Origin of the sequence: Sporosarcina gallistercoris (assembly GCF_050459885.1) — a bacterium.
GTDB classification, from domain to species: Bacteria; Bacillota; Bacilli; order Bacillales_A; family Planococcaceae; genus Sporosarcina; species Sporosarcina gallistercoris_A.
Genome location: NZ_JBCMNO010000024.1, coordinates 34,249 through 56,780 on the forward strand (window position 1 = coordinate 34,249; position 22,532 = coordinate 56,780).

Genomic DNA, 22,532 nt, shown 5'->3' on the forward strand with positions numbered 1-22,532 from the left:
TTCAAGAGTAGACTGGCAGTATACTAACTTACAAAAAGGTGATGTGATGAACGAGCGGAAACTTCAAATCATTCTAGCTGCTCAGCAAGTGTTTCAAGAAAAAGGGGTTATCGCAACTTCTGTTCAAGACATTTTAACTGCCGCAGGAATTTCCAAAGGTACGTTTTACAATTATTTCACTTCAAAAAATGAATGCCTGTTGTCCATACTCGAAATGGCAAACGAAGAGTCGATCACAAGACGCAGAAAATTACTTCTTGGACAAGATCGGACCGATAAGACGATTTTTGCTTTGCAGATTGTTACTCGTGCCCATGTAGATCGGGAACGGAATTTACTGCCTATCTATGAAGCGGTCTTCTTTTCGAATGATGATGAAATGCGAACCTTCGTCAGAAAACAATATTTATCTGAAATTTCGTGGCTCTCCGGACGGTTGTTAGAAGTCTACGGTCCTGACTCTGAGCCTTATAATGCGGATGGCGCTGTTATGCTCGTCGGTATGATGCAGCATATCCATCATTTCGTGAAAATTGGCGGAAGAGAAAAGAATTCTTTCAATTACGATCAACTCGTGCCTTTCGCAATACGCCGGCTCGATGATATCATGGCAGGCATGATGGCGAGTGGCGATAAGTTACTGGGCAAAGCGCTTCTTGACAAGTTAACGTACACCGATAATGAAGATACAAAAGAAGTGTTGATGAAAGAACTGCGGGACATTCTTACTCGTTTTGAAAAAGATCGGGAAGATAAAGGGATTGAATATGTGACGTTTCTATTGGAAGAGCTCGTTACTGGAAATAGCGGTCCTACAATTTTGGAATCCGTGACGACTTCGTTCGAGAAACACTATTCTTCCACAAAGTATGCGGATGATATCGCGAATTTGTGTTACAGAATTATAGAAGTGAAAAATCTGCGAAAAAAAGGGTCATGCAGTCCTATAAATTGAAACCTTCCTTCTCTATTTACCGTATAACTGATTAACAAATTTAAAACTCGGAGGAACTGTCTATGAATAATCACGAAATTGACTATAAAATCCACGGTGACGACATGCAATTTGTGGAAGTTGAGCTGGATCCTCAGGAAACTGTGGTGGCAGAAGCCGGCGCACTCATGATGATGGAGGACCACATTGAAATGGAAACCATCTTTGGGGATGGTTCTGGCAACGGCGGGGGATTGTTCGGAAAAATCATGGGAGCTGGCAAACGAGTGTTGACGGGAGAAAGTTTGTTCATGACGACTTTCACGAATACTGGTACCGGAAAGCGCCACGTTTCATTCGCATCTCCATATCCAGGAAAGATCATTCCAATGGATTTAAGCGAACATAGCGGAAAAATCATTTGCCAGAAGGATGCATTTCTCGCAGCTGCAAAAGGGGTTTCTGTCGGCATCGAGTTCCAGCGCAAACTTGGCACAGGATTCTTCGGTGGTGAAGGGTTCATCATGCAGAAATTAGAAGGCGACGGTCTTGCTTTTGTACATGCGGGCGGCACCATCATTGAAAAGAAATTGGTGGCAGGCGAATCCCTCCGGGTAGATACTGGGTGCTTGGTTGCGATGACTCACGATGTAGATTATTCGATTGAGACTGTGAAAGGTGTCAAAACTGCACTTTTCGGAGGTGAAGGACTATTCTTCGCAACACTACGCGGACCAGGAACGGTTTGGATCCAATCACTTCCATTTTCTCGTCTTGCGAGTCGGGTGTTCGCTTCTGCACCTCAAATACCGGGAGGCAGTTCAAAAGGTGAAGGCAGTGTCGCAGGTGGATTGTTCGATTTGTTAGGCGGCAAATGAGTGTTGGAGAAAAGGTGAATCTGCCCGCTAGTGCTTTAACGATGTATGGCATGTGTAAAGCTGCGGGTAAAGAAATGATGATCGGCCCCATGATGCTGCAATCCAAAACAGGTGGCAAAAGCGGGGATTACACAAGGACGGACGCCTAATGAGCATCCGTCTTTTTTCCTCCCTTACAAATGCTTCGTCAATTCATAATGAATGTGCAATAACTCCGGCATGACGAGACGGTCCATTGCAAGTCCAACCGCTTTTACGGAACCCGGTAAGGCGAACAGTACTTTCTCTCCTACCGCCCCTGCAGCTGCACGGCTTAGTAGCGCTTTCGATCCCACATCCTCTGCATAACTGATATAGCGGAATAACTCACCGAATCCCGTCAGTTCTTTTGTAAAAAACGGACGGATCGTTTCAATCGTCACGTCCCGATAACTGATGCCGGTCCCGCCAGTTATAATTATGGCATTTGCATCCTTCTTGCCGATCCACGATTCCACTGCTTTCAAAATTGCATTCTTATCATCCGGACAAATGATCCGGGCGATGACTTCGTGCCCCGCTTCCCCCAACTTTTCACAAATTAATCGTCCGCTATTGTCATCTTCTTCCGTTCGTGTATCGCTTACTGTCAATACACACACATTCAATTTCCTCTTCATATCCATATCCTCTTTTTGCACGTCAATTCTCCCCTTATCCGAACAGCTGGTGATAGATTTTGCGCCCTTTTTGAAAATCCTTCAACCCATGTACGAGCAGTGTTCCATTTGAAAACCCCACACACCGATAGCCTTCTGTGTAAAACTCAACAAAGTAGGGAGTCCGCTTTTCCACTGTCCCGAGACGTTCCGCAACCCGATAGACATCGTCGCCCGTTAACCTACGCTCAGATGCTGGTATGATTTGAACCCTTTCCCTTCCACACAATACCGCGTATTGAGTACATGAGCCGGCATGTAAGGACGGATATGCAGGAGCACTTCTGCATGTTTCACACTTCATCTTTTTAACGGCATTGAGCGTCAACAACTCCAAGTATGTGGAATTTCCTTTCCGTTTGTTCCGTATTTCCCTAGACCTGGTTTAGAAATTCAAGAATTTCTTCTTCAGCGCGTATTCAACGAGTTCCGGTTTACTCTTCAAGTTCAACTTTTCCATCAACTTCGCTTTATGTGCTTCCACTGTTTTAACGGAGATGTATAGCTTTTCAGCGATTTCTTTGTTACCGTATCCTTTCGCGACAAGTGGCAACACTTCAATTTCACGCTTAGAAAGGATTTTAAACGGGTCTGTTTCCACTTGCTCTCCATCCTTTTTCACAAATTCCCGCACGAGTGAAGTCGCCATTGATGGCTGAATGTACGTTCCGCCATCGTGAACTGTCCGTATCGCCGCAAACAGTTCTTCATCAGGAGAGTTTTTCAATACATATCCCGATGCACCGTTTTTCAGTACATGAAACAAATATTCTTCGTCGTCATACATCGTCAAGATCACGATCTTTGTGTCAGGGAAATCTTCGTTGATTTTTCCAGTGGCGATCAAACCACTTTCTCCAGGAGGCATGCTCAAGTCCATCAAAAGGACGTCCGGCTTAAGTTTAGCAACGAGGTCGTAAGCTTCTAAGCCATCTGCCGCTGTCGCTACGACTTCCATATCCCGTTGAAAATTCAAAATGTGCATAAAGCCGCTTCTTACGACCGCATGATCATCCGCGATAATTATTTTCATTGTCCGTTTCCTCCTTCTCCAGAGGCACGGTGAGGATGATTGTCGTTCCCTTTCCAATGCCTGTTTGAACCGTTATCGAAGCATTCACCAGCTCCGCACGTTCCTTCATTCCAAATAATCCGAGCCCGGTTCCTTTGTAGGCCGGTGCGTTCAAGTCAAAACCTACTCCGCTATCCCGTATCGTGAGTGTTAACACATCCGAAGTCAGCAAAAGTTCAACATCGATCTCATCCACTTCTGCATACTTCAACGCGTTGAATACCGCCTCTTGGCATACTCGGTAGACGACCGTTTCAATTTCCCCTTCGAATCGCTGGGACTGTGTGTTGCTCGTGAAGTGGACAAGGAGTCCATAATTTTTTTCAGTCCATTTGAAGTGGGTACGGAATGCGGCTTCTAGTCCTAGGTCATCCAGCGTTGCAGGTCTCAGCTGAACTGCCAAATGACGGATATCATCCAGCAGACGCATGAGTGATCCTTCTGTTTGTCTAACTTTCTTCAATACGTCCTCTTCCACGTTCATATACTTCAACACGCGTAAATCCACTAAAGAACTCAGCATCTCTTGTGCTACACTGTCGTGAAGTTCACGGGATATCCGTTTGCGCTCGTCTTCTTGTGCTTTAATAACGCGTTTGACAAGCAGTTTTTGGTGCAACGTTTCGGACGTTTGTAATTGCTCCGTCAAATCCCGAAGCATGAATACCCGAATTCCTTGTTCTGCATCAATCATTTGAATACTGCCTGTATACGGCACTATCCCTCGACCAACTGTTTCCAAGAACACTTGGAAGGAAGGGATATTCCGTTGCGGATCGGACATATAACAAGAAATGCATGTCTGTTCTTCTTCTGCACTTGTGAATCCTTTGCATGCCATACAGATTGCCTCTGCACTTCCGGACTTCATGAGTTGAGCAACCTGAGGATCGAGAATTTGTTCAGCGGCTTTGTTCATCGAAAGAACATTGCCCTCAAGACTGAAAAAGAAAATCGCCTCTGTAGAGTTTTCATACAACTGTTCCAGCAAATTACCAATACCACTTTGACTGAGTCCTTTCAAATCCCGGTCACCTCCTCACTATAATAAGGTCCGAATGTAGGTGTCACTAAGGACTGCAGCAATTCAAATTTCTCAATGGACATACACTTGTGCTTTCGGCAACCGGCAAGCAGAATCCCTCTCACCCGATTGTGTTTAAACAAAGGGATCGCTGCGAAACATTCAAGTTCTTCTGCAATGAGAATCGGATAGTTATACATGTCTTCTTTTTTATAATACTGATGAGCATCGGGTACGAATATCGGTTTACCTGTCTTGAATACGATCCCCGCCACTCCTTTTCCGGAGTGTAAAACGATACGTCTAAAGCGCTGACTTAAATTTCCTGAAGCAAACTCCCAACGGATCTGAAAGTGCCGCTCCTCCGTTTGTACGAGCGCCAATGCAACGAAATCACATCCCATCGCTAGACGGATTTCTTCAACTTGCTGCTGGTAGTTAAATGCTTCCGGGCTTTCCATGAGACATCCTCCCTCTATCTTAAGAAAGGGCTCATTCCGCCTCTCTTGTCCGTTTCTCTTATCCTTTCTGTAAAGGATATAACTTCTGCCTGCAAAATTCAATGGCACACTCCCCGCATTTCTTCCAGTCCATTAACTTCTCCATTTAGTTGAGCAATCTCTTGGAACGAGTCATATGCAAGCGGGGTAGTGAGAAAATCTTTGTAAACACCAGGTTAGTGGATCTATATGAAGGTGAATGCAATTTCATTGCGAGGATTTTGACGGTATCTTCGATAGACTTGGAGAAATGGATGGCGGGCAAGGCAGCCAGACAGCATAAATGCATTTCCAAGGATTCTCCATATGTTTCGTCCTTAAGTGTTTATCCAATAAAAATAGCCCGGCGTTCAGCATGTCGCTGAACACCGGGCTTTACCCGTTGCTTATAGATCGTCGAACCCGTTTAAATCACTTGTTTTCACGTATTGACGGGAAGTTTGTTCGAAGAAGTCCGTTTTCGTACCGTCAAAGTTGTCCGTATAGGCACGGATCCATTTCATAGGATTATCGATGAATTCCGGATAGATCTCGCTGAGACCAAGCATGCGAAGCATCTTGTTTGCACGGTATTTAACATAGCCGTCCATTTCATCCAAGTCGATTCCCTCAATGTCAGCGAGCACGTAGCGGCTCCAAATTGTTTCCTGTTCCACGGAATAGCGGAACTGGTCATAGATCCATTCAGTGAATTCTTCTGTGTTATAGTCCGGATTCTCTGCAAGTGCCGCCCGGAAAATATCACTGATTGCTTTGCCGTGCTGCAGCTCGTCTCGGTTAATATATGAAATCATAGTAGACGTACCTACCATTTTTTGATGACGCGCTAAGTTATAGAAGAACGCAAATCCGCTGTAGAAGAATAATCCTTCGAGCAAGGTCGTATAAACCATTGCTTTCAGTACTGTTTCAATCGTCGGATTCGTCGCAAATTCGTTGTAAATCTCGACAATCCGTTCATTTCTCTTCATTAATACATCGTCTGTGCGTCCCATTTCAAACGATTCCACTTGTTTGTCATACGTAGTCACGGAAGACAATACGTATGCGTAGCTATGGTTGTGTTCGCTTTCCTGGTCGGCGATCGTTGCCATGATGGACTTGACGGATGGGTCCGTGGCAAAGTCAGCAATCTTCATTGCGACGACCGTTTGCGGACCGTCCAATGTTGCCAGCAAACCGATAATCTTCAGAAATGCGTCCTGTTCCGCTTTTGACAGGTTCGCAAACTGTTTTACATCTTGTGTCATATCGACTTCGTTAGCTGTCCAAAATAAAGAACGGATTCGTTGGCGCAATGTATAGAAATGCGGATGCGCTAAGTTGTTCCAATTCAGGATACCGCTCGCTTCCCCTCCAAAGATCGCGGTTGCTTTGTTTGGATTTGCTGGATTCAGTACGTTAACTCGTGTAAGTGTCTCCAATGGTCTAGCACTCCCTCTGCCCAGTTGGTCACGCGGAGTTCTTGCGCGCCACGCGGGCTTTGTTCAATTTTCAGCGGTTCAAGCGCCGAATTATAAAAACGGGCCAATTTCACCGCGGCATTGCAAAACAGCTCATCACCGCCGAATTGTGTATCTCCCGTTCCAAAAACGTATACATGGTCAGGCTTCGCGCCGACATCCAATACGAAATCTTTCACTTCTTCAGGCGTTGTGCCTTGTTCCCACGTAAACGAACCGACGATCATCGCATCAAAATCACGATAATCCGGCACCGGACCTTGGCCGATGCGATGCAGTTGAACGGATGCACCGCCTGCCGTTAATGTCTTACCAATCAATTCCGCAGTTTCTGCAGTATTGCCGCTCCAAGAAGCATAGGCAATTAAGAATGACACCATTCGCACTCCTCGATTTCCGAAGCCGTGGAACGTGTATAATAAGTCGTTTTCATGCCTGATTTCCAAGCTTGCAAATGAAGGTTGAGCAATACAGAAGCACGGATATTGTTCGGGACATAGAAGTTGAACGAAATGGATTGGTCAATGTGACGCTGACGCGCTGCATTTTGCTTAATCGACCAGCGCTGATCGACAATATACGCAGAACGACGATAAACATCATACGTATTGTGATTCAAGTCTGGTGCAATGACCGGCAGCTTATAGTCTTTCTTTTCTTCATGGTAGAACGGCTTGAACACAGGGTCAATCGACGCTGTAGAGCCCGCAATGACAGAAGTAGAACTGTTCGGTGCAACGGCCATCAGATACCCATTTCGAATACCGGTTTCTGCAACGTCCTTACGCAGTTCGTTCCACTCATCAGAAACGTATTCACGTTTGTCGAAATACGCACCTGTTTCCCAATCAGAACCCTCGAACAATGGATACGAACCCTTTTCGCCCGCGATTTCCATAGAAGAACGAATCGTCAAATATGCAATCTGTTCATACAGTCGATCTGCGAATTCAACTGCTTCGTCTGACTCCCACTGAATTCCTTCCAGTGCAAGAAGATGATGCCATCCGAAAGTCCCAAGACCGATTCCCCGGTAGCGACTGTTTGTACGTTGTGCCTGGACAACCGGGATTTTGTTCAAATCGATCACGTTATCGAGCATACGGACTTGAATCGGAATCAAGCGCTCCAGCACACCTGCAGGAACTGCTTTCCCTAAGTTTACAGAGGACAAGTTACAAACTACGAAATCCCCTGGTTTTGAACGGGTAACTACAATATCGTCTTCCAATGTGACAGATTCAAACTCAGTTGCACTCATATTCTGCATGATTTCAGAACAGAGGTTACTTGAATAGACCATCCCTGCGTGCTTATTCGGGTTGGCACGATTCACTTCATCCCGATAAAACATGTAAGGCGTACCAGTTTCAAGCTGGCTGCGCATGACGCGCTTCATGATTTCAATTGCCGGAACCGTCTCTTTTGAAATTTCCGGATGATTCACACACGCTTCATAGCGTTCACGGAAAGTACCCGATCCTTTTTGTTCGTCATAAGAATCTTCCAGTGAATACCCCATCACTGTACGGACTTCGTGTGGATCGAACAAGTGCCAGTCGGCGCGGGCATCTACAGCTTCCATGAATAAGTCCGGCAAACAAACACCAGTGAAAATATCATGCGCACGAAGACGCTCATCTCCGTTGTTCAATTTCAGGTCCAGGAACGTGAAGATGTCTTTATGCCAAACATCCAGATAGACCGCTACTGCACCTTGACGCTGTCCGAGCTGATCCACGCTGACCGCTGTATTATTCAGCTGCTTGATCCATGGAAGAACTCCGCTGGAAGCACCTTTGAATCCACGGATGGACGATCCGCGAGAGCGGACCTTGCCCATGTATACGCCAATTCCCCCGCCGTATTTCGACAAGTTCGCAATATCGGTGTTGCTGTTATAGATCCCAGTTAATGAATCGTCAACTGTGTCAATGAAACAACTGGAAAGCTGACCGTGCGGTTTTCCTGCATTCGAAAGTGTCGGTGTGGCTACGGTCATGTACAAATTGCTCATTGCCCAATACGCTTCGGCGATCTTACCAATACGGTCACCTGTCTCACGCTGCATAAGTGTCATCGCAATCACGAGCCAGCGTTCTTGCGGCAGCTCAACAGGCACTTTCGAGTAGTTGACAGCCGCATAACGATCCATCAACGTCTTCAAGCCGATGTATGTAAACAGCTTGTCCCGCTCAGGCTTAATAAGAGCTCCGATTGCTGTCAATTCGTCTGTCGTATAGTTCTTCGTCAAATCTGCTGTATAAAGACCTTGTTCGACAAGAGACGCGACATGACCCGCAAAATTTGAATAGACCGCTTCCCCGCGATGCTCTTGCTGATCCGCATAAAGTTTTTGCAAGTAAAGGCGTGCAGCAACGAACGTCCAGTAGCTGGATGCTTCATCGATCAGACTCAACGTCTCAAGGACCATCGCATTCGTCCATTCTTCAAATCCACCCTCTGCATGTTTTGAAAGCCATTTGTCACTTGCTTGCGTCAGTGGTGCAATCCGTTCCGCTCCGAATTCCTCCTGTAAAGCTTGTAGCACGCGTGTTGTATCATTCGTTTCACGGGTTAGTGTCATATCGACCGTCTCCTTCCAAATTCTTTCATATTTTAGCAATTAAAAAAGAGCTGAGAAAACGCAATTCGAGGCGTTTCCTGCGAAAGCCTCTATGACGGCGTTTCGACATCAGCACTATATATAGTGTGTTATTTACTTATCTACCCTAACATCTTGTGTCAAAACAGTAAATAGGCAAAAAGGGACGTAAAATTTTCTTAATCGCCTACACGTGATTTGCACCCAGGATTTTTCCTCGAAATATTAGTTTATCATACATTCGTGTTGGACAGTTACTTGTACCGCTCCAAAATATTAGAAACAAAATCCTTGCTTTTTTCTTCCTATTCCGCCTATCAGATAAATGGATTTTCAAAGTTTACAAATTCAAAAAAGAGGAGAAATTTTTCAATTCCGTCCTCTGTTTCGATTGTTGGTTCATCTTATTACGATTGTTCCTTTGCCAGTTCAAACCGTTCAACGACTTGTTGTAGTTCATTCGCAATGCGTGTCATTTGTTGGACCGAATCTGAAACGTGCTCCAGCTCTTGCTGCTGAGCAATTGAAGAGGCGCTTACTTGTTCAGCAGATGCGGCTGTTTCTTCTGAAACTGCCGATACGCTCTGGATTGCAAGGACGGCCTGGTCTTTGTGCGAAACCATTTCGGATAAATTTGCTGAGAGTTCAGCAATCGATTTGTTCATTTCTTCTGTGAGTTTCGCATTGAGTGCAAATGACTTCTCTGTGCTCGCGACCGATTCACTCTGAGTCTTCATCGATTTCGTGTTTTGAGCAATTACGTCAACAGTCGTCTTCGACTGATCCAATATTTCCTGAACTGTTTGCTGAATAGTTCCAGTTTCCCTGCTTGACTGCTCTGCAAGCTTACGCACTTCTTCAGCAACAACAGCAAACCCTTTTCCGTGCTCACCTGCACGTGCCGCTTCAATGCTCGCATTGAGCGCCAGCAAGTTCGTTTGGGCTGTGATGTCCTGGATCGATGTGATCACTTGGTTGATGCCTGAAATTTTGTGCGTCAAGGCCGTCATTTGTTGTTCCACTTGTTCGTTCATACGGTTGGCCATCTCATTTTGTTCACGTAAACGATCGACCTCAGCAAGCCCGTTTTGTGTGGACTCCACCGTTTGACGTGATAAGCCATCCATATTGTCAGACAATGTAGAGATTGTGGTGATCTGATCTGCAAGATCCCCCATGCGATGGCTCGTCTCTTCCGTGTCCTCTGACTGTTTGGATGCTCCTTGGGCAATCTCTTCTGTCGCTACAGAGACCTCTTGGCTGGATGCAACGATTTCTTCAAAAGCGTGATTCACTCGAGAGGATGACTCCGTAAGTCGGGAGGAAGCCGCTAACACTTCCACAAGCGCTTGATTTGTCTGATTGAGCATATGGTTATACGACGTAGCAACTGAGCCGATTTCATCTTGCTTTAGCTTGCTTACATCGACTTGGTCCGTTAAATCTCCTGAAGCTGCCATTTCCATCGATTTCTGAACCCGTGACAGCGGGTTGATCTGACGGTATACGAAGAAAGCTGTAATAAGACCCATCAATACCACCATGACTGCTGCGGCAATTAGTGTAAAGATTACAATCCGTGCAAAAGGTGCAACGATTACTGTTCTTGGTAAAACGGTTTGAACGGACCATGTCTGATCAAATCCAGCCAATGTAATCGGGGCAAAGACGTTGAATGCTTTTTCATTATAAGTTTTCGACTCCACATACAATGAATCGGTTTTCCCTGCCTCTAATTTATCCTTCACTGGCTGCCAGTCAATGGCATCCTTCATGTTCGAATTGTTCATCTGCTCTTTTTGACTGTTTTGTATAAGGACTCCGTCATCGGATATCACGGAAGCATAGCCGCCTTCTGGTGCGATTTCTTTTGTTAATTCGCCTAGAAAGTCCAGAGACATATTGGCACTGATAACCCCGATAAAATCACCATTTTCAGAAAGTAAAGGAACACTTAAAGAAGTATAACTTTTATTTTTCCCATCCACTTCATATGTAGTAGGTTCTTGGAAAACCGATTGTTTGTCCGCTTTCGATTTTAAGTACCAATCCCCTTCACCAGGATTTTCATATCCGCTTGCTGACTGTATTTTCACATCGCCTTCCGTTTTCAATAGAAAGGGAACGAATCTTCCTTCCGCATCTATGAGCTTCTTGTCAGTTTCAGATAACCCTTCCATGGAAAGGACACCTTTTTCAAATACTGCATTTATACTGACAGCATTTGGATTTCCTTTTAAATTTTCTTGGAGAACAGATAAGACATCGGCTGCACCTAATTTTGAATTGGAATTTATCGTTTCCAAGACCCGTTTAGTTGTATTCAACGATTCATCCGTTCGTTTAAATTGCTCACTTAACTCTAGTGCGACACGCTCTGTGTCTGTCTTTGCAAATTTTTCTGCATCCGTTACAGTTATGTTATGAGTGTAAACCATAGTTCCTAATGCATAGAGGACAAATAATAGTAAAAACACTCCAATTATGAGCGAAGACAGCTTAAATACAACACTTTTCGACTTTTTCATTCTGTACATCCCTTCCGTTTCGTGTGACTTAGTGATTATACCTATTTACTCATAATAAGAGTAGCTTTTAGAACTTTTTTCACAAAAAAGTCACTGGATGATTTATTCATCCAGTGACTCTTTCTTTCGATCTATAATTAGTCAAAAGTTATTTGGGTTGTTCTTCTCCCCAACACTCGGTACCTTTTAAACCAGGAATCGATTTTGCTTGGAATTTAGGATTCAATCCTTGTTTACGTTGAATCGTGAAGTCATCCAATACGCTGAAAGCGATCCTGCTCAAGACGGCAATGACAATAAGGTTCAAGACAGCCATCAGTCCCATGAAGACATCTGCAAGGTCCCATACAGTCTGGACTTTCGCCATTGCTCCGAACATGACCATACCAAGTACAGCAATTCGATAGACTGTCATCCAAACCTTATGCGCATTGAGGAATTCAATATTCGTTTCCCCATAATAGTAGTTACCGATTATCGAACTGAATGCAAAGAACAAAATCGCTATCGCTACGAAATAGGGAGCCCAAGAACCTACGTGTTCCGCCATGGAAGCTTGTGTCAACAAGATTCCATCCGTTTCGCCTGTATCATAAAGACCAGCAAGCAGAATAATGAACGCAGTTGCTGAACAAATAATAATAGTATCGAAGAACACCCCAAGGCTTTGAACGAGACCTTGTTTCGCAGGGTGCGTCACGTTTGCCGTTGCAGCGGCATTCGGGACACTCCCCATTCCTGCTTCGTTCGAGAATAATCCGCGGCGGACTCCCTGCATGATAGCAGCCCCAACACCTCCGCCTGCCATTTCCTTAAGGCCGAATGCATGTTCAACAATCAAGGTAAACATTGCTGGGATTTCAGTAATATTCATAACAACAATATACAATGCTACAAGAATATATAATGTCGCCATAATCGGTACGATTGCTTGTGTCACTTTCACTATCCGTTTGACACCGCCGAATATAATGATAGCCGTTAATACAACTAGGACAATACCTACAGCCCACTCCGGAACATTAAAGACATCTGAAAACGACTGACTGATCGTATTTGACTGAACCGCGTTAAATATAAAACCGAAGCATAATGTTAAAAGGATCGCAAAAACGATTCCTAAGCCCCTCAGCCCCAATGCTTTTTGCATGTAATACGCTGGCCCGCCCCGGAACGTATCCCCGTCTCTTACCTTGTATACTTGTGCCAACGTGCTTTCGATGAAAGCGGTTGCCATACCGATTATCGCAATAATCCACATCCAAAATACTGCACCAGGACCACCGATCCCAATTGCGAGTGCGACACCTGTCACATTCCCTGTACCTACACGAGAGGCTGCACTGATTGTAAATGCTTGGAATGCGGAAACACCGTCTTCACTATCTTTCTTTTCGACAATCAATCGAAACATTTCACCGAAGAGACGGAATTGAACAAATTTTGTTCCGATTGTGAAGTAAAGTCCAAGCATTAACAATAAACCGATAAGTACGTATGTCCATAAATAATTACTGAATGAGCCCGTTATCCAATTCAAAAAATCTGTAAACATCCAGTCACCTCTTCACTTTTTGTATTCTATTAACCCTTTAGAGAACTCGTTTCTTCTGTACCCTCTTTTTTTATCTAGTAGACAAAAAAGTGCCGATGGTTTAGTAAACCACCGACACCATGTGAATTGCAATAGAAATTATTATTCACCGAATATTTTTATAGTACGTATTGGTCAATCTTCAGGACAAGCTCTGCAATTTCCGGTTTACTGATTTGCTCATCTGCTCCTACACTGGTTCCTTTATGCTTTAATTCATCTGTGATTAAAGAAGAGAAGATGATGACAGGCAGTTTTGCAAGACCTTTGTGTTCCCGTATCCTTCTAGTGAAATGGTGACCATCCATTTGCGGCATTTCAATATCCGTAATGACAAGTTGAATCGTATCTGCGACATCACCTGTCCCGGCGACCTTTTCCAAATAGGCGAGTGCATCTTTCCCGTTTTCAAAAAACTCGACTCGCTCATAACCCGCTTCTGATAATGTCGTCTGCAATAATTTCCGTAAAAGCGGTGAATCCTCTGCTACGAGCAAACGTTTATCAGAACGCTCCCGCTTCCCGAGCTTCTTGATTTGCTCTAGGCGGATTCCTGTTTCAGGACTGATCTCCATCACAATTTTTTCAAAGTCGAGTAAGAGCATCATGTCACCGCCAAGTTTGATGACCCCGATGACAGGGGATGTTTCTGCTGAGTATGCACCGCTGGGCTTCTCAATGGCATCCCAAGAAATCCGGTGGATCATCGTCACATTGTGCACGTGAAATACCACTTGTTGCTTGTTGAAAGAAGATACAATATATTTGTCATCTTGTGGATTCGCAGAAGGTCCCATCCCCAATACTCGTTCCATATTAATGACAGGCAGGATTTCACCGCGCAATTGTATAATCCCTTCTACCGCGGGATCCGCGTGAGGGATGGGCGTTATTGGCACGGGTACGATAATTTCTTTCACTTTAATGACGTTAATGCCGTATCGGCTTCCAGCAACTTCGAACTCAACAACTTCCAGTTCATTTGTTCCGCTCTCCAATAATATTCCGCTCTCATAAGCCATTGCAATCAGTCCTTTTCATGTAGTCGCATTTTTTCCAGTCCGTCCCATGCTCCGCCGTTCAGTGCGAAGCGGCTCTACTACTCTATTTCGGCATGATGTAGTACATGCTTGAGGGCTGTTCCCCTTTTTTTCTCAAATTGAATGAATCTGTCTGCAGTCCTGTGCCCGATAGCCATTGGAATGAGAGCGTCAGTGAGAATTTTGCTTATAAATCTTGGGTTGTGATCATAATTTTGGAATTGCGATCATAAATCTTTGGAATGTGATCATAAACTCGAAACTTCGATCATAAATCTCGGATTGTGATCATAAACTCGAAACTTCGCTCTTAAATCTCGGATTGTGATCATAAACTCGAAACTCCGCTCTTAAGTCTTGGATTGTGATCATAAACTCGGATTTCCGCTCTTAAATCTCGGATTGTGATCATAAACTCGAAACTCCGCTCTTAAATCTCGGATTGTGATCATAAACTCGGATTTCCGCTCTTAAATCTGGGATTGTGATCATAAACTCGGATTTCCACTCTTAAATCTCAGATTGTGATCATAAACTCGGATTTCCGCTCTTAAATCTCGGATTGTGATCATAAACTTGAAACTCCGCTCTTAAATCTCGGATTGTGATCATAAACTCGGATTTCCGCTCTTAAATTTCATAGGAAAACTCCTCAACTTTGATTATCAATAAAAACCGATCCGTGCTGGCTAATCGGTGCATTTTCCTGGATTGGCCCATTCTTACTCAATCATCCCATGTAACGGCCATGACCTTGCCAGAAACGGCGTGGATTTGATAGGTCACTTGGTCAGGGACACCCTCTACGTCAATTTCAATCTCGATGAGGGAAAAGTCTCCTTTTGCAGACAGGACTAAAGCAATACTCTCTTCATCTTCTATAATTAATAGTCTCTCAGCCATTATCAGCTCACCTTTTCCACCGCTTATTCGCTAGACATGGTCCGCTTCAGGAAGCAGACATTCTCTTAAAGATTGTTTTCTTTAATTCTATCCGTTTTCTTTCTGGCAAGAGAAATTAAATACAAACATGAAAAAAGAAGCAACCCGCTTCGAGCGGGAATGCTTCTTAGACGAAAACGATAATCGCTAAAATAATCGCAAGGATGATGCGATAAATGGCAAATGGTACGAGTTTGATCTTTGAGATCAGTTTCAAGAAGAACCGGATCGACAGCAATGAGAATACGAAGGCGCTGATGAATCCTACGACATAGAACGAAATGTGATCCATCGAAAGGTACTCCCAGTTTTTCAAGACAGAAACCAGACTGGCTCCCATCATGATCGGAACCGCCATGATGAACGTGAAATCCGCTGCGGTTCTGTGGTTCATTCCAAATAATACACCACCTGAAATCGTAGCACCTGAGCGTGAAAATCCTGGCCAGAGTGACAGACATTGAACAAGGCCGACGGTAAATGCTTGACGGTATGTAATTTGGTCAAGCGTCGTTACGCGCGGCGTCTTCGGACCGAAACGGTCAGCTGCAATCATCAGAATCGCACCCGCTACAAGCGCAACAATGACTGTTTCGACACCGAACAAATAGTCATCGATCAAGTCTTTGAGCGCAAACCCAAGAATTACAGCCGGCAGCATACCGACGATTACGTGAAGCAAGTTGAAACTTTGGCTCGCCTTCTGGCCATCCACTTTATAAAGACCGACTAAACTGAACAGCCGCTTCCAGAACACAACAACAACAGCTAGTATTGAACCGAGCTGAATGACAATTTTAAATGTGATGGAAGGGTATTTCCCAAGAAACTCTTCACTTTTCAACCACATGTCGTCAACAATAATCAAGTGCCCTGTAGATGAAACAGGCGCAAATTCAGTCATTCCTTCAACGAACCCTAATATCAGCGCTTTTAAAAATTCAAATAAATCCATAAATTAGTATACCCGCTTTCTGCGAAGCCTTACATACCCATAGCATGCAATCACTCCGCCAATTCCTATTAAAATATACACAACGTTTGAATAGATGTCCATATATCGGATGACCGATTCAAAGTTAGCCCCAAGCTTGACCCCCGTGAAAATGAGGACACTGTTCCAAACCAAACTTCCTAAAGTCGTGAGTATGATGAAAAGAGGGAAGTTCATCCCAGACATTCCGGCTGGTATCGAAATGAGGCTTCGAACAAGCGGAACCATTCTACAAATGAGCACTGTCCAAGGTCCATACTTGTGAAACCATGCATCGGCTCGGCGAATATCCTTCCGCTTCAGCCTGAGCCAGCGACCATGACGATCTGTAAGTCGTTCGAGCCGAGGAACGTCAAGAAACATGCCGATACCATATAGCACCATCGCTCCGATCACCGACCCTGTCGTTGCCGCCACAATCATCCAGCCCATTGACAAACCATGTGATGCCACTAACAACCCGCTGAACGTCAAAATCAATTCAGAAGGAATCGGCGGAAACAGGTTTTCCACTAAAATAAGGGCTAGCACGCCGTAGTAACCATATTCCGCCAACAACTCCATGATCCACCCTTCCATCCTCACCCTCCCCTCACTAGTTTTTTGAAGCGGTTTAATGTCAGGTGTTATTGCTTATTCATCATGTGGCAATGCTCATAAAACTGATCATCTGATCATAACCTCACAACCAACTTGTCATAAAGACGACATCTACCGCTACAAGTTTCGCCCAAGCTCTATTAGTTTACGGAACCGGCTTTCATTCTATGACTGCAGCACAACAAAACCCGCCCAGCACTCGCTGCCAGACGGGCTACTTCTTGCTTGCTTACTTCGTCTCAACCAGTTGTCTGCGTAACTCGGCTTTCAAGAACTTCCCCACAGAAGTTTTCGGAATCTCTTCCATAAAGATGATGTCGTCGGGAACCCACCATTTTGCAAACTGGCTTTCCATGTACTCCAACAGTTCCGCTTTCACGGCCTCATTCGCTTCCTGTCCTTCTGCCAACACGACACAGCCGAGAGGACGTTCTTGCCACTTCTCATGAGGTACTGCAATTACCGCCGCCTCAAACACGGCGTCATGAGACATAAGCGCATTCTCCAAGTCGACAGACGATATCCACTCGCCGCCGCTCTTGATCAAATCCTTCGTTCGATCTGTCAGTTTCAAATAGCCGAACTCTGTCATCACTGCAATATCCCCCGTATACAGCCAGCCGTCACGAAACGCTTCGGACGTCCGCTCATCCTTATAGTATTCATCCGCAATCCAGGGCCCCCGAACCGCAAGCTCTCCCATCGTCTTGCCATCCCACGGAACTTCACCATTTTCGTTGACGATTTTCACATCCAGACCTGGCATCACAAGCCCTTGCAGCGCCCGAATGTCAATCCTCTCGTCCATGGACAGATCATCCATCCCTGACGTCAATACCGACAAACTGACGAGTGGTGATGTTTCCGTCATTCCGTAACCGATAAGGAACGGTACCTGATAGCGTTCTTCGAATGCGCGTATCAACCCTTTCGGAGAAGCCGAACCACCACAGACAATAGCACGCAGCGAAGACAGATCACGTGGCTTAGCGTCTTGCGTTTTCAAGACTGCCAGCCAAATCGTCGGCACTCCTGCAGTGAGTGTCACGTTCTCTTGTTCGATTAAATCGAGCAGCAGATCCGGAATGATCCCAGGTCCAGGAAGTACTTGTGTAGAACCGAAGAACACAGCGGCAAACGGCATACCCCATGCATTGACATGGAACATCGGCACGACCGGCATGACGACATCCCGCTCATTCATTCCCATTGCATCTGCCAGCCCGAGCGCATAACTGTGGAGCACAATCCCGCGATGCGTGTAAACAACGCCTTTCGGATTGCCCGTCGTCGCGGACGTATAGCACATGCCTGCTGGCGTGTTTTCATCCAAATCCTCCGGAAATTCAAAAGTGTCCGAAGCATCGTCGAGGAGCGTTTCATATGCATGGACATTCGGCAAGCTCGTCTCAGGTACTTCTTTGCTGTCTCCCATGATGACGTAGTGTTTCACCGTTTTCAAAAGCGGCGCCAACTTCTCCAGATGGGGAAACAAATTATCGTCGACTAACAGGATTTCGTCTTCCGCATGGTTGATGACATACGCAATGTGCTCAGGGGACAAACGGATATTGACCATATGCAAAACCGCCCCCGTACAAGGCACGCCAAAGTAGGCTTCTAGATGTCGATGATGATTCCAGCCGAATGTCGCCACTTTCGTCCCGTGCTGCATGCCTAGTTTTGTCAATGCGTCTGCAAGCTTTCGCGTCCGTACTGCAAACTCCCGGTATGGGATGCGGTGAATCGTATCTGCTGCGGTACGTGAAATGATGAGCTTCTCCGGAAAAAACTGTTCAGCACGTCGGATGAACGATGTTAAATTGAGTGGGGTTTGCATCAATATGGCCATCTCCCTTTGTCCTTTGAATTGGTCAAGCGTCTGACATTCACCTGAATTACAGTCCCATATTCTTTGCAATGATCACTTTCATGATTTCGTTCGTTCCTGCGTAAATCGATGTCACTGGGATATCACGATAGCGGCGAGCGATTTTGTACTCTTCCATATAACCGTATCCTCCATACAACTTCATGCATTCTGTTGCGATTTCACGTGCACTTTCCGTAATCCAGTACTTCGCCATCGATACTTTCGTAACGACGTCTGCACCACTCATGTGGTCTTCGATTAACGACTCCAGGAATGTCTTTCCAAGCTCCACTTTTGTTGCGACTTCTGCCAGTTTGAATTGCGTGTTTTGAAAAGAGCCAATCGGCTTGCCAAAAGCACGACGTTCCTTCACATAGTCAAGTGTCATCTCCAACATGTCTTCTGAAGCCATTTGAGCTGATAATGCAACGATGAGCCGTTCTTGCTGCAACTTCTGCATTAAGTAGTGAAACCCTTTGTTCTCCTCACCGAGCAGATTCGCAACAGGCACTTTACATTCCTCGAAAAAGAGTTCTGCCGTATCTTGGGAATGCATCCCGACTTTGTCAAGCTTACGTCCTTTCGTGAACCCTTCCATTCCTTCTTCGATGAGCAGAAGACTGATTCCACGATGCTTCGGATTCGCATTGACGTCTGTCTTAACGACTGTCAAGAACAGGTTGCCATTTATCCCATTCGTAATGAACGTCTTCTGTCCATTGACAATGTAGAAATCGCCTTCCTTACGCGCAGTTGTCTGGACACTCGCCAAATCAGACCCCGTACCCGGTTCGGTCATTGCGATCCCCGTGATGAAATCCGCCGTCAAGCAGCCTGGCAGATAACGTGCCTTCTGCTCGTCTGTTCCGTACGATTCAATATATGGAACGACGATGTCATTATGCAAACCAATTCCTGTCAGGCCTGCACCGACACGTTCCATCTCTTCCCCAATGATGACCCCGTAGCTGAAATCCAGTCCCAAACCGCCATAACGCTCCTCAACTTGAGGACTAAGAAAGCCCATCTCACCTAGTTTCCTCCAAAATGTTTTAGGCACAAGACGCTGTTGTTCCCACTCGTCGTAATACGGCACAGCTTCCTTCTCCAAAAACTTACGAAGCGTCTTTCTGAATAAAACATGTTCCTCCGTTTCAAAACGATAGCGTTTCATCCGCCTCGCCCCCTCAATAGTGGGATCAGATCATTTCAATAATCGTCGCGTTGGCCATCCCCATCCCCTCGCAAATCGCGAGCAGCCCGAAACGTCCTCCGGAACGTTTCAATTCGTGCATCAGCGATACAAGCAACTTCGTTCCCGTTGCGCCCAAAGGATGACCGAGCGCAATCGCGCCGCCATTGACGTTCAACTTTGTACGATCGGCTCCCGTTTCCGCAAGCCACGCAAGCGGAACTGGAGCAAATGCTTCATTCACCTCATAGAGATCCATGTCTTCAATCGTCAACCTTGCCTTCTTCAGCACTTGATGGGTCGCTTCAATCGGACCAGTAAGCATAAGCGTCGGATCAGAACCGACTACTGTTCGCGCCACCATCCGAGCTATCGGCTTGACGCCAAGCGCCTCCGCCTTCTCTCTGCTCATGAGCAGCACCGCAGATGCTCCATCGCTCATTTGACTTGCATTTCCCGGGGTTATTACCCCATTTTCATCAAATACCGTTTTTAATCCCGACAGCGCTTCTAGCGTCGACTCGGGACGGGGTCCTTCATCTTTGGAGAACAATTTTGAATTTCCGTCCTGATCCATCACGGAAACTGGTACGATTTCTTCTTCGAATCGTCCGCTATCTATTGCCCGCATCGCTTTCTGATGGCTCTCAAATGCGAACTGATCGAGATCTTCACGCGATAGCTTCCATTCAGATGCGATTCGCTCAGCAGATAGACCTTGGTTAATGATTTCGTATTGAGAAGTCAATTTACCGCTTGGTTTTGACCCGTGCATATTGGAGAACATCGGCTCCCGTGTCATACTTTCAACTCCACCTGCAATCACAACGTCCATATCTCCACTGGCAATAGCTTGTGAAGCGAAGTGTACCGCTTGTTGACTCGATCCACATTGACGGTCAATCGTGACTCCCGGAACAGTGATAGGGAACCCGCCGATCAGCGCTGCTGTCCGTGCGATATTGCCGCCTTGTTCACCTGATTGAGTGACACAGCCAAGAATGACATCGTCTGTTTCCTCTTTCGCAACACCCGCACGTTCCATCAATTCATCCAATACAAGTGCGGCGAGTTCATCGGGGCGGGTGCTGGCAAGACTCCCCTTTCTTCTGCCTACTGGCGTTCGCACTCCAGCAACAATTACAGTCTCTCTCATCATGACACTTCCTAACGTTAGAATAGTCCTAGTTTTCTAATAACTATACCAATCTTTGAAATCGGTTTCAATCTTTGTTTCCAGGTCTTAATTGAATCTCAGCCTAAAGTATGAGAAGAATCTCCACTCTAAGCCTGTTTGGATAAATTCCATTCCGTCTTATCATTAGGATACAAACGAAGGGAGGCACCACATACCATGAAAAAATTTCTACTCGCTGTCTTCGGAATTATTGCCGCAATTGTCGCTGTCGTGAACATCGGCTCAATTCTAGCGCTTGCAATTTCCGCAGCAGCCGCCATGTGCGGGTGGCACTACTTCCGTAAAAGCGACTCAACAATCGGCCGTATTCTATGGGGAATCCTCTTATTAGTCGGAGTCCTGACAGGGATTTCCAACATCCCTGCATTCATCGGACTTCTCGCTGCAGCAGGAGCATACTATGCATGGCGCAAATGGAAACTGAACCAACGTACGAATAGCCATGTGATCGATGCAGATCCCTTTGCAAAGTTTGAAAAACAATGGAACGAATTTACTAAATAAGGAGGGCTTTTGATGAACGAACTATGGTACAAACTAAAATTTGCAGTACAAGACGATATTGAACAGCTGACTGCAAGACACAAGACACAAAATGCCGCAGATGTTTTAAATGAAACCATCAAGGAAGCCGAGCAACAAACGAAAGCAGTCGGTAAATTGTTGGAACGCCAACGCATTCTGCGTGATGAAATCACTAAGGAACTACGGGAAGCTGAACAGCTCACCGAAAAACGTACAGAACAACTCTCTTTAGCGGAAGCAACAGAAGACGAAGCGCTTATCCACTACGCGAAAGACGAAGCAGAAGCTTATCGTCGGCGCCGCGACGAATTGCGTTCCCTTGAGGTGGAAACAACGGAGTCGATGATTGCGCTGGAGCGCCGTTTTGAAAGCATGAAACACAAAGTGAAAGACATGCAAGTGCGCCGTTTGAAGCTGATGGGAGAGGAAAACGCAAAACGCGCCAACAGCCGGATGGATCGCATCTTCTCTGCGAATCTGGAGCCTTCTTCCAATGAGCCCGAGAATCGTGCCACGGCCAAGGATGACGACATCGCGTCCATGCGTCGCCGTCTAGAAGAGTTGACAGCAGAAGAAGCAACTGTCGAGAAAATCGTGTAAACTGGAAAGACAGCGACGAGCTGTCCGGGTCATCAAGGACATCCTTGACATCCCGGCAGTTCTTTTTTCTGAAATGGAATTGTTGGGGGGCGGGGTTCTACTCGGAATGAGCGGGTTCCGTGTGGAAACGGGCGGGTTCGTCCTTGGAACGGTCGGGTTCCGCGTGGAAACGAGCGGGTTCCTCCCCGGAATGAGCGGGTTCAGCGCGGAAACGAGCGGGTTTCTCCCCGGAATGAGCGGGTTCAGCGCGGAAACGAGCGGGTTTCTCCCCG

22 protein-coding genes and 1 pseudogene are annotated in these 22,532 nt (G+C 45.8%); 6 read left to right on the plus strand and 17 right to left on the minus strand.

Annotated elements, in window-relative coordinates; translation table 11 throughout:
* Window positions 1-46: 46 nt before the first annotated feature.
* The 3 genes and pseudogenes from ABE021_RS14185 to ABE021_RS14195 all read left to right on the plus strand — a co-directional run.
* Window positions 47-955, plus strand: coding sequence for a TetR/AcrR family transcriptional regulator (locus ABE021_RS14185; protein ID WP_430289545.1), 909 nt, complete (start codon window positions 47-49; stop codon window positions 953-955).
* A 62-nt stretch (window positions 956-1,017) separates the two neighbouring features.
* Window positions 1,018-1,812 carry a TIGR00266 family protein gene (locus ABE021_RS14190; RefSeq protein ID WP_430289546.1) on the plus strand — a complete coding sequence of 265 codons (795 nt, stop codon included), beginning with the start codon at window positions 1,018-1,020 and terminating at the stop codon, window positions 1,810-1,812.
* Between the two features lie 26 nt (window positions 1,813-1,838).
* Window positions 1,839-1,961 (plus strand): annotated as a pseudogene (locus ABE021_RS14195) (cyclic pyranopterin monophosphate synthase MoaC); the annotation flags it as partial.
* Window positions 1,962-1,985: 24 nt separating this feature from the next.
* Here the strand turns inward: ABE021_RS14195 and ABE021_RS14200 are convergent.
* The 17 genes from ABE021_RS14200 to ABE021_RS14280 form a co-directional block, all read right to left on the minus strand.
* A complete protein-coding gene (locus ABE021_RS14200) occupies window positions 1,986-2,492 on the minus strand; it encodes a MogA/MoaB family molybdenum cofactor biosynthesis protein (RefSeq protein WP_430289547.1) in 507 nt (168 codons plus the stop codon).
* 13 nt (window positions 2,493-2,505) lie between these two features.
* The gene (locus ABE021_RS14205) at window positions 2,506-2,847 is read right to left on the minus strand and encodes a hypothetical protein (protein WP_430289548.1); all 342 of its coding nucleotides are present in this window, start codon (window positions 2,845-2,847) and stop codon (window positions 2,506-2,508) included.
* Between the two features lie 48 nt (window positions 2,848-2,895).
* Window positions 2,896-3,543, minus strand: a complete 648-nt coding sequence (locus ABE021_RS14210) for a response regulator (protein WP_430289549.1) — start codon at window positions 3,541-3,543, stop codon at window positions 2,896-2,898.
* Window positions 3,521-4,606, minus strand: a complete 1,086-nt coding sequence (locus ABE021_RS14215; protein WP_430289550.1) for a PAS domain-containing sensor histidine kinase — start codon at window positions 4,604-4,606, stop codon at window positions 3,521-3,523. The genes ABE021_RS14210 and ABE021_RS14215 overlap by 23 nt, the downstream gene beginning before the upstream one ends.
* On the minus strand, window positions 4,603-5,067 hold the full coding sequence (locus ABE021_RS14220) for a GAF domain-containing protein (RefSeq protein ID WP_430289551.1): 465 nt from the start codon (window positions 5,065-5,067) through the stop codon (window positions 4,603-4,605). Before ABE021_RS14220 ends, ABE021_RS14215 begins: the two co-directional genes overlap by 4 nt.
* A gap of 425 nt (window positions 5,068-5,492) precedes the next feature.
* The gene (locus tag ABE021_RS14225; protein ID WP_430289552.1) at window positions 5,493-6,530 is read right to left on the minus strand and encodes a ribonucleotide-diphosphate reductase subunit beta; all 1,038 of its coding nucleotides are present in this window, start codon (window positions 6,528-6,530) and stop codon (window positions 5,493-5,495) included.
* Window positions 6,500-6,949, minus strand: coding sequence for a flavodoxin (locus ABE021_RS14230; protein ID WP_430289554.1), 450 nt, complete (start codon window positions 6,947-6,949; stop codon window positions 6,500-6,502). Before ABE021_RS14230 ends, ABE021_RS14225 begins: the two co-directional genes overlap by 31 nt.
* Complete coding sequence (locus ABE021_RS14235; RefSeq protein WP_430289556.1) at window positions 6,934-9,156, minus strand: ribonucleoside-diphosphate reductase subunit alpha; 2,223 nt, start codon at window positions 9,154-9,156, stop codon at window positions 6,934-6,936. The genes ABE021_RS14230 and ABE021_RS14235 overlap by 16 nt, the downstream gene beginning before the upstream one ends.
* Before the next feature lie 425 nt (window positions 9,157-9,581).
* Complete coding sequence (locus ABE021_RS14240; protein ID WP_430289557.1) at window positions 9,582-11,702, minus strand: methyl-accepting chemotaxis protein; 2,121 nt, start codon at window positions 11,700-11,702, stop codon at window positions 9,582-9,584.
* Between the two features lie 148 nt (window positions 11,703-11,850).
* The gene (locus ABE021_RS14245) at window positions 11,851-13,257 is read right to left on the minus strand and encodes an alanine/glycine:cation symporter family protein (protein ID WP_430289558.1); all 1,407 of its coding nucleotides are present in this window, start codon (window positions 13,255-13,257) and stop codon (window positions 11,851-11,853) included.
* 158 nt (window positions 13,258-13,415) lie between these two features.
* Complete coding sequence (locus tag ABE021_RS14250; RefSeq protein ID WP_430289559.1) at window positions 13,416-14,318, minus strand: chemotaxis protein; 903 nt, start codon at window positions 14,316-14,318, stop codon at window positions 13,416-13,418.
* Window positions 14,319-15,062: 744 nt separating this feature from the next.
* Entirely contained in the window at window positions 15,063-15,239 is a 177-nt protein-coding gene (locus ABE021_RS14255) for a hypothetical protein (RefSeq protein WP_430289560.1), read from the minus strand.
* Window positions 15,240-15,405: 166 nt separating this feature from the next.
* Window positions 15,406-16,233 (minus strand): undecaprenyl-diphosphate phosphatase, encoded by an 828-nt coding sequence (locus ABE021_RS14260; RefSeq protein WP_430289561.1) that lies wholly within the window; start codon window positions 16,231-16,233, stop codon window positions 15,406-15,408.
* A 3-nt stretch (window positions 16,234-16,236) separates the two neighbouring features.
* Window positions 16,237-16,851 carry a DedA family protein gene (locus ABE021_RS14265; RefSeq protein ID WP_430289563.1) on the minus strand — a complete coding sequence of 205 codons (615 nt, stop codon included), beginning with the start codon at window positions 16,849-16,851 and terminating at the stop codon, window positions 16,237-16,239.
* Window positions 16,852-17,101: 250 nt separating this feature from the next.
* Complete coding sequence (locus ABE021_RS14270) at window positions 17,102-18,715, minus strand: long-chain fatty acid--CoA ligase (RefSeq protein ID WP_430289564.1); 1,614 nt, start codon at window positions 18,713-18,715, stop codon at window positions 17,102-17,104.
* 55 nt (window positions 18,716-18,770) lie between these two features.
* Window positions 18,771-19,919, minus strand: a complete 1,149-nt coding sequence (locus tag ABE021_RS14275) for an acyl-CoA dehydrogenase family protein (RefSeq protein ID WP_430289565.1) — start codon at window positions 19,917-19,919, stop codon at window positions 18,771-18,773.
* Between the two features lie 25 nt (window positions 19,920-19,944).
* Window positions 19,945-21,093 carry a thiolase family protein gene (locus ABE021_RS14280; protein WP_430289566.1) on the minus strand — a complete coding sequence of 383 codons (1,149 nt, stop codon included), beginning with the start codon at window positions 21,091-21,093 and terminating at the stop codon, window positions 19,945-19,947.
* 198 nt (window positions 21,094-21,291) lie between these two features.
* Between ABE021_RS14280 and ABE021_RS14285 the strand changes: the two genes are divergently transcribed.
* From ABE021_RS14285 to ABE021_RS14295, 3 genes are all read left to right on the plus strand, one after another.
* Window positions 21,292-21,639 (plus strand): ABC transporter permease, encoded by a 348-nt coding sequence (locus ABE021_RS14285; protein WP_430289567.1) that lies wholly within the window; start codon window positions 21,292-21,294, stop codon window positions 21,637-21,639.
* A gap of 12 nt (window positions 21,640-21,651) precedes the next feature.
* Window positions 21,652-22,260: a PspA/IM30 family protein gene (locus tag ABE021_RS14290; protein ID WP_430289570.1), complete on the plus strand. Its 609-nt coding sequence runs from the start codon at window positions 21,652-21,654 to the stop codon at window positions 22,258-22,260.
* Window positions 22,261-22,333: 73 nt separating this feature from the next.
* Window positions 22,334-22,532, plus strand: a 199-nt coding sequence (locus ABE021_RS14295; protein WP_430289572.1) for a hypothetical protein, incomplete at its 3' end; no start/stop codon positions are given.

Excerpts from the sequence above, each read along its gene's own strand:
- ABE021_RS14245 (WP_430289558.1), bottom strand. The coding sequence starts at position 13,257 with ATGTTTACAGATTTTTTGAATTGGATAACGGGCTCATTCAGTAATTAT.
- ABE021_RS14280 (WP_430289566.1), bottom strand. The coding sequence starts at position 21,093 with ATGAGAGAGACTGTAATTGTTGCTGGAGTGCGAACGCCAGTAGGCAGA.
- ABE021_RS14190 (WP_430289546.1), top strand. The coding sequence starts at position 1,018 with ATGAATAATCACGAAATTGACTATAAAATCCACGGTGACGACATGCAA.
- ABE021_RS14285 (WP_430289567.1), top strand. The coding sequence starts at position 21,292 with ATGAAAAAATTTCTACTCGCTGTCTTCGGAATTATTGCCGCAATTGTC.
- ABE021_RS14185 (WP_430289545.1), top strand. The coding sequence starts at position 47 with ATGAACGAGCGGAAACTTCAAATCATTCTAGCTGCTCAGCAAGTGTTT.
- ABE021_RS14220 (WP_430289551.1), bottom strand. The coding sequence starts at position 5,067 with ATGGAAAGCCCGGAAGCATTTAACTACCAGCAGCAAGTTGAAGAAATC.
- ABE021_RS14240 (WP_430289557.1), bottom strand. The coding sequence starts at position 11,702 with ATGAAAAAGTCGAAAAGTGTTGTATTTAAGCTGTCTTCGCTCATAATT.
- ABE021_RS14255 (WP_430289560.1), bottom strand. The coding sequence starts at position 15,239 with ATGGCTGAGAGACTATTAATTATAGAAGATGAAGAGAGTATTGCTTTA.
- ABE021_RS14275 (WP_430289565.1), bottom strand. The coding sequence starts at position 19,919 with ATGAAACGCTATCGTTTTGAAACGGAGGAACATGTTTTATTCAGAAAG.
- ABE021_RS14290 (WP_430289570.1), top strand. The coding sequence starts at position 21,652 with ATGAACGAACTATGGTACAAACTAAAATTTGCAGTACAAGACGATATT.
- ABE021_RS14260 (WP_430289561.1), bottom strand. The coding sequence starts at position 16,233 with ATGGATTTATTTGAATTTTTAAAAGCGCTGATATTAGGGTTCGTTGAA.
- ABE021_RS14265 (WP_430289563.1), bottom strand. The coding sequence starts at position 16,851 with ATGGAAGGGTGGATCATGGAGTTGTTGGCGGAATATGGTTACTACGGC.
- ABE021_RS14230 (WP_430289554.1), bottom strand. The coding sequence starts at position 6,949 with ATGGTGTCATTCTTAATTGCCTATGCTTCTTGGAGCGGCAATACTGCA.
- ABE021_RS14235 (WP_430289556.1), bottom strand. The coding sequence starts at position 9,156 with ATGACACTAACCCGTGAAACGAATGATACAACACGCGTGCTACAAGCT.
- ABE021_RS14210 (WP_430289549.1), bottom strand. The coding sequence starts at position 3,543 with ATGAAAATAATTATCGCGGATGATCATGCGGTCGTAAGAAGCGGCTTT.
- ABE021_RS14250 (WP_430289559.1), bottom strand. The coding sequence starts at position 14,318 with ATGGCTTATGAGAGCGGAATATTATTGGAGAGCGGAACAAATGAACTG.